Annotated in this window: 12 protein-coding genes; 7 read left to right on the top strand and 5 right to left on the bottom strand. The window is 60.3% G+C overall.

Annotation, left to right across the window (positions count from 1 at the left end):
- Positions 1–19: 19 nt before the first annotated feature.
- From ACQRBV_RS06735 to ACQRBV_RS06725, 3 genes are read left to right on the top strand one after another with little or no spacing between them, the layout of a single operon-like run.
- Positions 20–904: a DUF6625 family protein gene (locus tag ACQRBV_RS06735; protein WP_104995346.1), complete on the top strand. Its 885-nt coding sequence runs from the start codon at positions 20–22 to the stop codon at positions 902–904.
- Entirely contained in the window at positions 901–2,055 is a 1,155-nt protein-coding gene (locus ACQRBV_RS06730; protein ID WP_411985077.1) for a glycosyltransferase, read from the top strand. Before ACQRBV_RS06735 ends, ACQRBV_RS06730 begins: the two co-directional genes overlap by 4 nt.
- Complete coding sequence (locus ACQRBV_RS06725; RefSeq protein ID WP_090367185.1) at positions 2,052–2,936, top strand: glycosyltransferase; 885 nt, start codon at positions 2,052–2,054, stop codon at positions 2,934–2,936. The genes ACQRBV_RS06730 and ACQRBV_RS06725 overlap by 4 nt, the downstream gene beginning before the upstream one ends.
- Before the next feature lie 17 nt (positions 2,937–2,953).
- On the opposite strand, the gene ACQRBV_RS06720 is transcribed toward ACQRBV_RS06725, so the two are convergent.
- Complete coding sequence (locus ACQRBV_RS06720) at positions 2,954–4,831, bottom strand: O-antigen ligase family protein (protein WP_104995347.1); 1,878 nt, start codon at positions 4,829–4,831, stop codon at positions 2,954–2,956.
- Between the two features lie 158 nt (positions 4,832–4,989).
- Here ACQRBV_RS06720 and msbA point away from each other — a divergent pair, with 158 nt between their 5' ends.
- From msbA to ACQRBV_RS06705, 3 genes are all read left to right on the top strand, one after another.
- Positions 4,990–6,795 (top strand): lipid A export permease/ATP-binding protein MsbA, encoded by a 1,806-nt coding sequence (gene msbA, locus ACQRBV_RS06715; RefSeq protein ID WP_060755140.1) that lies wholly within the window; start codon positions 4,990–4,992, stop codon positions 6,793–6,795.
- 208 nt (positions 6,796–7,003) lie between these two features.
- Positions 7,004–8,428, top strand: a complete 1,425-nt coding sequence (hldE, locus tag ACQRBV_RS06710; RefSeq protein ID WP_060755139.1) for a bifunctional D-glycero-beta-D-manno-heptose-7-phosphate kinase/D-glycero-beta-D-manno-heptose 1-phosphate adenylyltransferase HldE — start codon at positions 7,004–7,006, stop codon at positions 8,426–8,428.
- Positions 8,421–9,356: an NAD-dependent epimerase/dehydratase family protein gene (locus tag ACQRBV_RS06705; RefSeq protein WP_090367179.1), complete on the top strand. Its 936-nt coding sequence runs from the start codon at positions 8,421–8,423 to the stop codon at positions 9,354–9,356. Before hldE ends, ACQRBV_RS06705 begins: the two co-directional genes overlap by 8 nt.
- A gap of 18 nt (positions 9,357–9,374) precedes the next feature.
- Here the strand turns inward: ACQRBV_RS06705 and ACQRBV_RS06700 are convergent, their stop codons facing one another.
- The 4 genes from ACQRBV_RS06700 to ACQRBV_RS06685 are packed head-to-tail and all read right to left on the bottom strand — an operon-like array spanning position 9,375 to position 12,751.
- Positions 9,375–10,334 carry a metal ABC transporter ATPase gene (locus ACQRBV_RS06700; protein WP_411985078.1) on the bottom strand — a complete coding sequence of 320 codons (960 nt, stop codon included), beginning with the start codon at positions 10,332–10,334 and terminating at the stop codon, positions 9,375–9,377.
- A 41-nt stretch (positions 10,335–10,375) separates the two neighbouring features.
- On the bottom strand, positions 10,376–11,188 hold the full coding sequence (locus ACQRBV_RS06695) for an aldo/keto reductase (RefSeq protein ID WP_104995349.1): 813 nt from the start codon (positions 11,186–11,188) through the stop codon (positions 10,376–10,378).
- Positions 11,185–12,360 carry an NAD(P)/FAD-dependent oxidoreductase gene (locus tag ACQRBV_RS06690; protein ID WP_060755136.1) on the bottom strand — a complete coding sequence of 392 codons (1,176 nt, stop codon included), beginning with the start codon at positions 12,358–12,360 and terminating at the stop codon, positions 11,185–11,187. Before ACQRBV_RS06690 ends, ACQRBV_RS06695 begins: the two co-directional genes overlap by 4 nt.
- Positions 12,361–12,415: 55 nt before the next feature.
- Positions 12,416–12,751, bottom strand: a complete 336-nt coding sequence (locus ACQRBV_RS06685) for a DMT family transporter (protein ID WP_060755135.1) — start codon at positions 12,749–12,751, stop codon at positions 12,416–12,418.
- 103 nt (positions 12,752–12,854) lie between these two features.
- On the opposite strand from ACQRBV_RS06685, the gene ACQRBV_RS06680 reads away from it, so the two are divergent.
- Positions 12,855–13,745: a LysR family transcriptional regulator gene (locus ACQRBV_RS06680; protein WP_060755134.1), complete on the top strand. Its 891-nt coding sequence runs from the start codon at positions 12,855–12,857 to the stop codon at positions 13,743–13,745.
- Positions 13,746–13,754 lie beyond the last annotated feature (9 nt).

Genomic DNA, 13,754 nt, shown 5'->3' with positions numbered 1-13,754 from the left:
ATGGCAGTGAGTCCCCGTTTTGATCAACCCATGCCCTCGTATTATTTTTATCATCCCCTACTTCGGCTGCTGGCCGTTCTGGATGCCGTTTTTCCTGGAAAGCTGCCGTCACAATCCGGATATCGACTGGCTGTTGTTCAGTGATTGTCCAATGCCGGCCAACGTCCCGACCAATGTGCGCATCGAGCACATCACATTTGCCGATTACTGCGCCCTGGTATCACAGCGCCTGAATATCCCGTTTGCCCCTCAGGCTGCTTACAAACTGTGCGACATCAAGCCAGCGCTCGGGTATATCCACGCCGACCGGCTTGAAGAGTATGATTTCTGGGCCTTTGGCGATCTGGACCTGATCTACGGCAACCTGCGTAACTATTTCACCGCAGAGCGTCTTGCCGGCTACAACTTGTTCTCCACCCATGAGCGCCGCGTGGCGGGCCACTTGTGCCTGATGCGCAACACCGCCAGCAAGCGCGAAGTGTTCATGCAGATGAAGAATTGGCAGCAACGTTTCACCGATCAGAAGCACCATGCGCTGGACGAGGGCGCCTTCAGCAGGATCTTCCTGTGGCGCAAGAACTTTCCTAAGCCATTGTTCGAGCTGGTCGGTAAGCTCAACCCGTGGCGCCGGCAGAGTGAGTTTGTCGAGGCATTCAGCACGCCCGGCGGCGTGATCAAATGGCACGACGGCACGGACCGCTTCCCGCACCAGTGGTATTGGAACAAGGGACACCTGACCAATGACCGGGACGGCGAGCGGGAATTTCCCTATTTTCATTTTGTCTGTTGGAAGCGTAATCAGTGGCCATTGGTGGAAACACCGTGTCCTGATCAGATCCAGGCGCTGGCGGCTGCACCGTCCTGGATTGTTGATGCTACGGGTTTCCATCGAGGAGCGTTATGAGCCGGCGGTTCAAAGTCTTGCAGTTGCAGCCTGACTACAATGTCAAATCCCATGATTTCGCTGACTTGGCCGAGCAGATCGTCAAGGCACTGCCGACGGATCGCTATGAGGTCACCGCAGCCTTCCTGCGCGGTCGACCGGGGCCGGGCGAACCGGTGAGCCGTGCGCACGCATCGGTGTATTTCGAGTTTTCCGACAAGGCCCTCAAAGGCATGCGCCTGCTTGCCATGTGGCGCCTGTATCAGTTCTGCCGCAAGGAACGCTTCGACGTAGTGGTGTGCAACCGCTTCAAGCCCGTCAACATGCTGCTGCAGCTCAACCGCTGGTTGAAGATCCCCCTGTGTATCGGGATCTCCCACGGGTTTGGCGAGTACGACCGCTTATACCGCCGCAAACAGGCCCAGCGACTGATTGACGGCCATTGGCGGTTTGTCGGCGTGTCACCGGCGGTCAAGCAGTACCTGCTGGACTGTCAGTGCGGCTTCACCGACAGCAACACCTACGCGATTACCAATGCCATCGATATCGAACAGACCGATGCATTGCAGTATTCCCGGGAGCAGGCGCGTGAGCTGCTGGGGCTCGACCCTTCGGTGCGCTTGGTCGGAGCGTTGGGCCGGCTGGTGCCGGTCAAGGGGCATACTTATTTACTGCAGGCTTTTGCGCAGCTCAAGGAGCGCTATCCCTCGGCGCAGATGGCTATCATCGGCGCCGGACGGGAGGAGGCCAACTTGTCGGCTGAAATCCAGCGCCTGGGCTTGAGCGGTCGTGTCCACTTGCTCGGCTTTCGCGAGAACGCTTTGCGTTATGTGCGCGCTTTTGACATCTGGGCGATGCCGTCCCTGGCCGAGGGCTTGGGCCTGGCGCTGCTGGAAGGCATGAGTGGGCGACTGCCGATCATCGCGTCGAGCGTGCCGGCCATGCTGCCATTGATCGAGGGTGCGGGCGGCCTGGCGGTCGAACCGGCCAACGTTGCGGCGCTGGCGCAGGCGCTGGACAGCTACCTGGCTCTGCCCGATGACGCCTTGGCGCGCAAGGGTGAACAGGCTTATCAGTACCTCCAGGCCAATCATGACATCGAGGTGTTCCGTCGCGAATATCTCGAGCTCATCGAGTCGGGACTGGCTCAAGCACGCAGAGAGAATGTATGAACCAGAATCAACCGTTGGTCACTGTGATCATCGCGTCGTACAACCACGCTCCCTATATAGAAGAGAGCATCCTGAGCGTGCTGAACCAGACGTATGCCAACATCGAGCTGCTGGTGATCGATGACGGCTCCACCGATGACAGCGTCGAGCGCATTCGCGGCTTGCTGGAACATCACGCCTTTGATTTTCGCGTACAGCAGAACCAGGGGCTGACCAACACTCTCAATGACGCCATCGCACGCGCCAGGGGCTCGTTGATTGTGCCGTTCGGTTCCGATGACATTATGTTGCCCGAGCGTATTGCGACCCAGGTTGCCTATATGGACGGCAAGCCAGAGGTGGGGATTTGCGCAGGTAATATCGAACTGATCGACTCCGAGGGGGCGCTGTATCCCGAAAGCCGCCAGCGCCGCGATGTACCCTTCCGGCGCCTCGATTTCGATGACATGTTCCTGGAGCGCAAGCCTTATCCGCCAGCACCGACGCTGATGATTCGGCGCGAGGCGCTGGAGGCGGTCGGGGGGTTCGACCCGCAGATTCGTCTGGAAGACTTGTTCATCGAATTGAAGATCACTCACGCGGGTTACTTCATCGACGGTTTGAACGTGGTGATGGCGCGCTATCGCAAGCACGCTACCAACTCCTACAAAAACCACCGCTTCATGATCGACAGCATCCTGCGCACCTACGCCCTGTTCAGCGATCACCCGCTGTACGACGAGGTGCGTTACAAGTTCCTCAGTTCCATGTTCCTCAAGACGTCCAATCGCAATCGCGAGCTAGCCCGGGAGTTGTTGGCGCAGATTCCGTTTCGCGCCTGGAACAAGAAGACCTGGCGTGGCCTGGCCCGCCTGTATTTTTCCCCGCTGGAAAAAGACTGATCCCCCTACGGGCCCTGTCATCTGCTGGCGGGGCTTGTATCCTGTTCTGTCGGACGCAGCGTCTGTGCCTTTTCGCGGATCTTCAACGTGGCTTGTGCCGACGCGACGGCGGCATAGCCTTGCATCAGTTGTTCAAAATGGCTCTCGAACAACCAGTTGCGGTCTTGCGAATAGCGCTGCATGTGCTTGAGGTTGCGTTGACGCAGGGCGTTGCGCAGTGCCGACGGATACAGGCGCATATCTGCCACGTCAATCAGCCCGAACTCGCCGTCTTCCATGAACAGTACATTGCCCAGGTGCAGAGAGCGGAAGTACACGCCTCGTTCGTGAAGCAGGGCTATGTACCGGCCTAGACGCTCCACAAGAGCGCCGCGCAGGCTGCTGTCCAGGCTTTGCAGGGTCTGGCGCACGGTCAGCCCCGGCAGCGGCTGGTAACGCACGGCGGTGCTGCCGTCGCGCAGGCTGTAGAGGTCGAGGATAGTCGGCGCGACGATGCCGAGTGCACGAAGCTGCGCAGCGTTGCTGGCAAAGCGTTCCGAATAAGGATTGAACCAGCCGGAGGTATACCAGCGGCGGGCTCTGAAGAGCTTGAGGAAGCTGCCGTCCTCCAGGCGCAGGACCTTCGGGCCCAGGCCGTCGGCCTCGATTACGTGGGCGTTGCAGCATAGCTGGTCAAATGCCTGCGGTGTGAGGGTTTTGACCGGTGTGTCCAGCAGGCTGCGACGACGCTGGGCGATGCTCAGCCCGGTCAGCAGTGCCAGCGGAATCCACAGCAGGAACCAGTGCTCCTTGGGCCGCGAAAGGATGCCGCCGCCTTCGGTGAGGCCCGCGCCGATGCCGTACACCAAGAGCGCCGATGCCAGGATAAACAGCGGCTGCGTACGTTGTTTGATGCCTATATACAACCCCCGTCCGAGCATGAATACCCACGGGATGAAGCCGATGATGCCGACATAATAGAAAACGCCCAGCGCAAAACTGTGAGGTTCGTACAGTTGGTAGCCATTCCAGAAAGTCAGGTACAGCTCGGAGTTGTAGCTGTGGCCGATCCAAGGATGTTCGGCAATGCGTTCTAGTGCCAGGTCCCATACTTCAAAGCGGAGCGAACTGCCGCGCCCACTGATGGCATCTGGGTATAGGATCAGTAATCCGACCAGGGCTATTGCCAAGCCGGTAATCAGCAGTGCTGCGCGGCGGTTACGGCTGAGGAAACTCAGCCACAGAACGGCGAGAGCCATGGCTACCAAAGGTGTTCGTGAGCCGGTAGCCAGCAAGGCTGCAGCCATGATCATCGTGGCCGGCACGCTGAACCACAGCGCCTGGAGGCGCTTGGTGGTCATGCAGATATATAACCAGTAAACGCAGAAGAAACCGAACAAATGAGAACTGAGCAGCGGGTTATCGAGGGCACCACGCCCGCCGATCATGCGCATGCCCGGCTCGAACCCTTTGACGAACGCCACCAGATTGCATAGGCAAACCACCAAGGCGATCACCGCAGCACCGAAGAAAATCGGTTTGAACAGTTCGGCGCGGTAATGCAGCAGCAGCGCGCAGCCGCCAAACAGGAGGAAGGTGTTCAATGGGCGCTTGAGCAGGTCGCTGTCGAGGGTGGGTTCAACGCTCCACAGCAGGCTGGTCAGAGCCCAGCCTGCGAAGACCAGGAACGCGATTGCCAAGGGTTCACGCAGCAGTTCCCTGAGCTCTCGGGGACGCTGCAAAAACATGAACAAGGTCGGTACGGTAAAAAGGATGTAAACGATTCGGTGCAATACGTTGCGGTTGGACACGAAGAAGAGTGAGCTCAGGAGCAGCAACAAGCCAATGGGCAAAATCCAAAGGACCAGGAAGTCGAAAACGCGATTTGAGCCATAACTAAGGCGCTTGGAGTGCATACAGTAAAGCCATTCCAGAGAGAGAAAACCGACCATCTTAAGATAGTGGCTATATAATGTCTTCGGTCGGATCCAGCCGGGCCGAGGGGCAAGCCGGGTGCAAGTACAACAGAGAAGCTGTGCTAAAGTCAGCCTCCTTTTTCAAAACGCCGCGTGATATGACCGACTCCAGTCCGAGCGCAAGCCCTTCGAGCTTGAAAATATACTTCCGCCTGCTCAGCTACGTTAAGCCTTACATGGGCTTGTTCGCGTTGAGTATCGTCGGATTTCTGATTTTCGCGTCAACCCAGCCGATGCTGGGTTACATCCTCAAGTACTTTGTCGATGGCCTGTCCAACCCGCAAGCCGTGTTGTTCCCCACTGTGCCATTCCTGCGGGACCTGCAACTGCTGCAGGCCGTGCCGCTGCTGATCATCTTGATCGCCGCCTGGCAGGGCCTGGGGTCTTTCCTGGGCAACTACCTGTTGGCCAAGGTCTCCCTGGGCCTGGTCCACGACTTGCGGGTGCAGTTGTTCAACAACCTGCTGACGCTGCCTAACCGGTACTTCGACAACCACAACTCGGGACACCTGATTTCCCGCATCACCTTCAACGTGACCATGGTCACAGGTGCGGCAACCGATGCGATCAAGGTGGTCATCCGTGAAGGCATGACGGTGATCTTCCTGTTCGCCTCCCTGCTGTTCATGAACTGGCGCCTGACGCTGGTCATGATCGCCATCCTGCCGTTGATTGCGGTGATGGTCAGCACGGCCAGCAAGAAATTTCGCAAGCAGAGCAAAAAGATCCAGGTGGCGATGGGTGACGTGACCCACGTGGCTTCGGAAACCATCCAGGGCTATCGCGTGGTGCGCAGCTTCGGCGGTGAAGTCTACGAGGAGAAGCGTTTCCTCAAGGCAAGCCAGAGCAATACCGACAAGCAACTGCGCATGACCCGTACGGGCGCGATCTACACGCCGGCGTTGCAACTGGTGATCTACACCGCCATGGCGGTATTGATGTTCCTGGTTCTGTATCTTCGTGGCGATGCGTCCGCCGGTGACATGGTCGCCTACATCACGTTGGCCGGTTTGTTGCCCAAGCCGATCCGCCAACTGTCGGAAGTCAGCTCGACCATCCAGAAAGGTGTCGCCGGTGCTGAAAGCATTTTCGAGCAGTTGGACGAGGCGGTTGAAGTCGACCACGGCACTATCGAGCGCGACAAGGTCAGCGGGCGCCTGGAAGTGCGCCAGTTGAACTTCACTTACCCCGGCACCGAGCGTCATGTGCTCAAGGACATCAGTTTCACCGCCGAGCCGGGGCAGATGATTGCGCTGGTTGGGCGCTCAGGCAGCGGCAAGTCGACCCTGGCCAGCCTCATCCCGCGTTTTTACCACCACGAGAGTGGGGAGATTCTGCTCGATGGCGTCGAAATCGAAGACTACAAGCTGCTCAACCTGCGCAAGCATATCGCCCAGGTAACCCAGCATGTCACCCTGTTCAGTGACACCGTGACCAACAACATCGCCTACGGCGACCTGGCCGGAGCACCACGGGAGGCGGTTGAAGCCGCGGCGGCGGATGCCAATGCCAAGGACTTCATCGACCAGTTGCCCAAGGGCTTCGATACCCAGGTCGGTGAAAACGGCGTGTTGTTGTCCGGTGGCCAGCGCCAGCGCCTGGCGATTGCCCGTGCACTGCTCAAGAATGCGCCACTGCTGATTCTCGACGAGGCCACCTCGGCGCTCGACACCGAGTCCGAGCGCCACATTCAGGCGGCGTTGGACAACGTCATGCAAGGTCGCACGACCCTGGTGATCGCGCACCGCCTGTCGACCATCGAGAAGGCTGACCTGATCCTGGTGATGGACGATGGCCGTATCGTGGAGCGCGGTACCCACGGCGAGTTGCTCGCGCAAAACGGCTACTATGCCCGCCTGCACTCCATGGGCCTGGATACGCCGGTATCGGCCGATATCACCTGATCGACAGGTACACAGGGCAATGTGGGAGGGGGCTTGCCCCCGATAGCGAAGTGTCAGCTTGCAGAAATGCCGGCTGATATTTCGCTATCGGCGGGCACGCCCCCTCCAGCATTCGCCCCGTAGTGGATTCGGCGTCGCGCTAGTCACAAGCCATCGCAAACCCTGTGCTAATATCGCGCCCCTGTTCATTTTGTATGTGGGTTGCACCATGAAGTTGTCCATGCCGCGATTCGATCAAGCCCCTGTCTTGGTGGTCGGCGATGTCATGCTCGACCGTTACTGGCATGGTGGTACCTCACGGATTTCCCCTGAGGCACCGGTGCCGGTAGTCAAGGTCGAGCAAATCGAAGACCGTCCAGGTGGTGCTGCCAACGTTGCCCTCAATATTGCCGCGCTCGGCGCTCCAGCCTCCCTGGTGGGTGTGACCGGCGACGACGAAGCCGCCGACAGCCTGGCCAACAGCCTGCGCGGGGCCGGCGTGCGTGCGGTGTTCCAGCGTATCGCCCATCAGCCGACCATCGTCAAGTTGCGAGTCATGAGCCGGCACCAACAGTTGCTGCGTATCGATTTCGAAGAACCCTTCGCCACCGACGCCTTGGCTCTCGGCAGCCAGGTTGACGAGTTGCTCGAAGGCATCAAGGTGCTGGTGTTGTCCGACTACGGAAAAGGCGCCTTGAGGAACCATCAGGCGCTGATTCAGGCCGCCAAGGCCAAGGGCATTCCGGTGCTGGCCGATCCCAAGGGCAAGGACTTCTCGATTTATCGGGGCGCCAGCCTGATCACGCCGAACCTCAGTGAGTTCGAAGCCATCGTCGGTGGTTGCGCCGATGAGCATGACTTGGTGAGCAAGGGTGCGGCGCTGATGGCCGACCTCGACCTGGGCGCCTTGCTGGTGACCCGTGGCGAACACGGCATGACCCTGTTGCGCCCAGGCCACCCGGCGATGCACCTGCCGGCGCGTGCCCGTGAGGTGTTCGATGTCACCGGTGCCGGTGACACCGTCATTTCTACCTTGGCCGCGTCTATCGCGGCAGGTGAAGAATTGCCTCACGCCGTGGCCCTGGCCAATTTGGCGGCAGGCATTGTGGTTGGCAAACTGGGTACGGCGGCCATCAGCGCTCCTGAGCTGCGCCGGGCGATCCAGCGTTCCGAAGGTTCCGAGCGTGGCGTACTGAGTATCGAGCAGTTGCTGCTGGCGATTGACGATGCGCGTGCCCACAACGAAAGCATTGTGTTCACCAATGGCTGCTTCGACATCCTGCATGCCGGCCATGTGACTTACCTGGAGCAGGCGCGTGCCCAAGGCGATCGCCTGATCGTTGCGGTCAATGACGATGCTTCGGTCAGTCGCTTGAAAGGTCCGGGCCGTCCGATCAACAGCGTTGACCGTCGCATGGCGGTGCTGGCGGGGTTGGGCGCGGTGGATTGGGTGATCAGCTTCCCCGAAGGCACCCCGGAAAACTTGCTGGCCCAGGTCAAGCCGGACGTGCTGGTCAAGGGCGGTGACTACTCCGTCGACCAGGTGGTCGGTGCCGACATCGTCAGCGCCTACGGCGGCAAGGTCAAAGTGCTGGGCTTGGTTGAGAACAGCTCGACCACCGCGATTGTCGAGAAGATCCGCAACAATGAGTAACTCTGATAAGTGGGTCCTGATTACCGGCGGTGCGGGCTTCATTGGCTCGCACCTGGTGGACGCGTTGCTTGCCAAAGGCTATGGCGTGCGGGTGCTGGATAACCTGTCCACCGGCAAACGCAGCAACTTGCCGATGGATAACCCGCGTTTGGAGCTGATTGAAGGTAATGTCGCCGATGCGGACCTGGTGGCGAAGGCCGCCGTCGGCGCGACTGCCGTGGTGCACTTGGCTGCAGTGGCCTCGGTGCAGGCCTCGGTGGATGACCCGGTCAGCACGCACCAGAGCAATTTTGTCGGTACCTTGAATGTCTGTGAGGCCATGCGCAAGGCCGGCGTCAGGCGTGTGGTGTATGCTTCCAGCGCCGCGGTCTATGGCAACAACGGCGAGGGGGCTTCGATTGCCGAAGAAACCACCAAGGCGCCATTGACGCCTTACGCGTCCGATAAATTGGCCAGCGAGCATTACTTCGATTTCTACCGCCGCCAGCATGGTCTGGAGCCGGTGATCTTCCGTTTCTTCAATATCTTCGGGCCGCGCCAGGATCCGTCATCGCCGTATTCCGGTGTGATCAGTATCTTCAGCGAGCGCGCGCAGCAAGGCGTGCCGATCGCCGTGTTTGGCGATGGCGAGCAAACCCGTGACTTCATGTACGTGGAAGATCTGGTGGACGTGCTGGTACAGGCCATTGAAGCGCCCGCTGCACCGCTGGGTGCAATCAATGTCGGTTGGAACCGCACCACTACGCTCAAGGACGTACTGCAAGCCTTGCAAGACATCGTCGGCAAGTTGCCGGCTGTGACTTACGGGCCTGCACGCTCTGGGGATATCCGACATTCGCGGGCGAATAACCAACGGCTGCTGGCGAGTTTTACGCTGCCCGAGCCCACGCCGTTGAAGGTGGGCCTGGAGCGTTTGCTCAGAGGCTGACGGTAAGGAGGCCAGCCTTTATCGGCTGGCTTTTTTCTTTGGCACGATTTTGCGCAGCATCCGCTGTGCCAGATGCTTCAATTTCGACTCTCTTTCCGGCTCTGCCAGGCCTTGCTGCCTGAGCCAGTCTTTCCAGCGAATCCGCTCATCACGCACCAACCAGCCTTCCTGTTGGGCGAAGCTTTCCGCGAGGTACAAACCCCGTGTGCTCGCCGGGTACAGCTGGTCTTTCTTGACGGTGTAAAGCTCGGCCAGTGGCTGGCCGTCTTTCAGAGGCATCAGGTACAGGTCGGGGCGCTGGCGGTCCAGGCGGGCGACTAACTGGTCACCTTCCAGGCGCTCATCGACATGGAACAGGCTCAGGGACTTGGCTTCCTTCGGGACTTCCAGCCTCAAGTCATAAATCAGCTGCAGCGATGCGGTGGGCAGGTGCACATAAGCCCGTGGGCGCTCGATCAATTGAGTGGTTGCGCAACGCACCGGTCGCGCCGCGCCAGACAGTGGGCTGAGGCGAAAGGGCAAGGCTTCACGGTAGTGCAGGGCTGCGGAGTAGGGCGCCGGTAGCCAGGTGTCGTTGAAGCGCCCGCCGAGCCAGCCTTCCGGGGTTTCGAGCAGGCACTCTTCGGCAATTTCCTGGATGGCGGTGTGCAGCGGCAGGTTCAATTCATGGGCCGGGACGTAGCCGGAGATCAGCTTGAGCACCACATCGCCACGGTCCTGGCGGCGTTGGCGCACGAGCACCCAGTAGTCCTTGTTTTGCCAATGCAGCGTCAGTCGCACCGACACGCCAAGGTTGGCCAGTTCCAGGGCAAAGCGCTCGGCGTTCGGCACGTCTACCGGTTTGCGCCGTTGCAGGGTCTGGGCGAAGTTGAGCGGCATGCCGACGCTCTGGTAGCTCAGGCCCTCGGGGGTGGCTTCGACGTGTAGCGGCAGTGTCTTGAAGTTGCTGGGGTTTTTTCTTATGAGCGTTCGCGGCATGTCGGCTCCTTCTTGCGACGGGGTCGGCCGCGTCGGCGGCATCAGAGTTGACGAATGACTTGGGCAGCGGTCGCCACGTTATGGGCCAGGTGCAGCGGGTTGATGGTCCCGACAATAGCACTGGCGACGCCCGTTTGCGCAAACAACAACATGAAACTGGCATGAATTGGATCCATTCCGGGCTCAAGGCAAACGTGGCCGCTGGCCAAGGCTTTTTTCACCAGGATGCCTTTGCCATGGGTCGCGGCATAATCAATCACGGCCTTCTCGGCCTGCTCGTTCAGATTGTAGGTGACCATCGCGCAATCGCCTTGTTCCAGAGCCTTCATACCGCCTTCAACGGTTTTGCCGGAGAAGCCGAAGCCGCGAATCTTGCCCTCTTTTTTCAGGGCCGCCAGGGTTTGGTAAACCTCACAATCGTTGAGGATGTGCAGATCATTGCCGTCGGAGTGCACCAGCACCAGATCGATAAAATCCGTTTCAAGTCTTTTCAAGCTGCGCTCGATCGATAGGCGGGTGTGGGCCTCACTGAAGTCATGACGGGATACGCCGTCGGCAAACTCTTCGCCAACCTTGCTGACAATCACCCAATCCTTGCGCTGGCCACGTAGCAGCGGCCCCAGGCGTTCTTCGCTGCGACCGTAGGCGGGGGCGGTGTCGATCAGGTTGATGCCCAGCTGTCGGGCCTGGCGCAACAACATTCGCGCTTCGTCATCGTCGGGGATCTGAAAGCCGCTGGGGTATTTCACGCCCTGGTCGCGGCCCAGTTTGACGGTGCCCAGGCCCAGTGGCGAGACGATCAGGCCCGTGCTGCCCAGGGGGCGATGCAGGTCGTGCAAGGTAGGCAGGCTCATGGCAACAGTTGCTCCCAGGCAGGCACGCCGATCGCGGGTTTCGGCAGGTCGGGCAGAGGCTCGCCGGCGCCGGGTCGGATACCGTCGCGCTCCAGGCTGTCGAGCACGCGATCGGCGAAGTCCGGCGCCAGGGCCAGCTTGGTCGGCCAGCCCACCAGTAGGCGGCCTTGTTCGGCGAGGAATGCATTGTCGGGGCGGCTCAGACCCGATTGCAGCGGCTCGGCGCGGTCGACCCGCAAGGTGGCCCACTGGGTCTGGCTCATGTCGATCCACGGCAGCAGTTGCGCCACTTCCTTTTGTGCGGTGGCGATCTGTTCTTCAGGGGTACGTGCCACACCGTCGGCTTCGGCGATATCTCCGCCGATGTACCACACCCAATTGCCATCCGCTGCCGGGTGGGTGGTAACGGTGAGGCGCGGCTTGGTGCCGCCACCCAGGCAATGGGCATACAGCGGCTTCAGGCCTGGGCCCTTGGCGATGATCATATGCAGGGGGCGTTTCTGCATGGCCGGTTGGCTGAGGCCCAGGGCGCCGAGCAAGTCAGCCGTGCCGGCGCCGGCACTCAACACGATGCGTTGCGCGCGGATCTCGCGGCCATCGACCTTCAAGCCCACCAAGTGGTCGTCTTCGCGCAGCGGTTCGATCTGCTTTGCGGCGAGCAGGCTATCACCGCCCAGTTGCGCCAGGCGTTGAATCACACTCGGCACGTCCACCACGAGTTCGGCCAAGCGATAGACCTTGCCCTTGAAGCGGCGATCCTGCAGGGCGGGGGGCAATTCGTCGCCTTTGACCTGGTCCACACGCCCGCGCACGGCCTTGCTGGCAAAGAAGCTGGTGAGGTTGCCGGCGAGCGTGCCGGGGGACCATAGATAGTGGGCTTCGGACAGCAAGCGTACGCCGGACAAATCCAGCTCGCCCGTTCCTGCCAGGGCTTCACGCCAGCGGCGCGGCATGTCGGCAATGGCTTCGGACGCGCCGGTGAGCGCGCCGTGCAGGGCATATTTCGCCCCACCGTGAATGATTCCCTGCGACTTCACGCTTTGCCCGCCGCCCAGGGTGGCGCTTTCCACCAGTACCGTGGAAAACCCCTGGCGGCGCAGGCGCGCATTCAGCCAGAGGCCGGCAACCCCGGCGCCGACAATCAGTACGTCGGTGGAAATAACGGATGGCATCGGCGACCTCAGTGTTCAAGACAAGGGACGCAGTATACAGCCTGTTGAGTAGCGGTCAGTGCCCGGCGGTTTTCGAGAACAACTGAATCACTACCACGCCCAGTACGATCAGGCCCATCCCCAGCATCGCCGGGACATCCAGCTTCTGCCCGTAGATGAACAACGCCGCGACGCTGACCATCACGATCCCCAGCCCGGCCCATACCGCATAGGCCACGCCCACCGGTACGCTGCGCACCACCAGGGTGAGCATCCAGAACGCTACGCCATAACCCACAATCATCAGCATCAGCGGGATGGGTGTGCTCAGGCCCTTGACCGCTTTCATGGAAACGGTCGCGATCACTTCCGAGCAAATGGCAATGGCCAGGTAGAGGTAGGCGACATTCATGGGGTAATCCTCGGTGTGTTGCGTGCTAGATAAGGTCGGCATTCTAGCGACTGCCAAGATGCGGTAAAGTCATTACCTATCCGAATTAAAGATGGGTTAGGCCATGAGCGTGCAGTGGAACCTTGAGCAGATGCGCCTGTTTGTCAGTGTCGCCGAGCAGCGTTCGTTTTCCGCGGTGGCCCGTGACCAGCGCAAGGCTCAATCGGCGGTGAGCAATGGGATTGCCTTGCTTGAGGCGGACCTGGGGCTGAGCCTGTTTGATCGTAGCAGTGGCCGCCAGCCACGCCTGACCGAGGCGGGCAGTGTGTTGCTGGAGGAGGCGCGTGAGGTGTTGCGCCAGTGTGAGCGGCTCAATGGTCGGGCGCTGTCCTTGACCCGGGGTGAAGAAGCCTGCCTGCGCCTGGCCCAGGACGAAGCCATGTTGTTCCAGCCGGTACTCGACAGCCTTGAAGCGCTGGCCGCGCAATACCCGTTGCTGGAAGTGCAATTGTCCAGCGCTGCCCAAGGCGACGTAGCGCGTAAGTTGGTGGAGCGCAAAGCCGACCTGGGCCTGCTGTTCTATCACGACCAAATCCCCGAGGCGCTTGAGCGGCGGGTGGTGGGCAGTGTGGAAATGGTCACGGTGTGCGGCGTGAACCACCCGCTCGCCAAGGAGCGATATGTGGATTGCCAGCGCCTGGCACAGTTTCGCCAACTGTTGATGTCGACCCAGACCAGTGTGTACCCCGGCAGTGAGGCTGCCAGCCCTCTGGTGTGGCGCGCCGACAGTTTCTATGTGCTGGCCGAATGGTTGATGAGTGGCTTGGGTTGGGCCTGGCTGCCGCGGCATATCGTGCAGTACCCCACCTATCAGCAACAAATGGTCGAGTTGGACAGCGAATGGACGCCACCGGCCCTGGTGGTGGAACTGGTCTGGCGTCGGGATGAACACCTCGGGCCTGCCGCACGCTTCCTGGCTGAACGATTTGCCGAGTGCTTGCAGGCGATCGACTGAAAAAGCCGA

It is taken from the genome of Pseudomonas sp. R11F (assembly GCF_050312575.1).
GTDB classification, from domain to species: Bacteria; Pseudomonadota; Gammaproteobacteria; order Pseudomonadales; family Pseudomonadaceae; genus Aquipseudomonas; species Aquipseudomonas palleroniana.
This window is presented reverse-complemented; position numbering and strand designations above follow the sequence as displayed.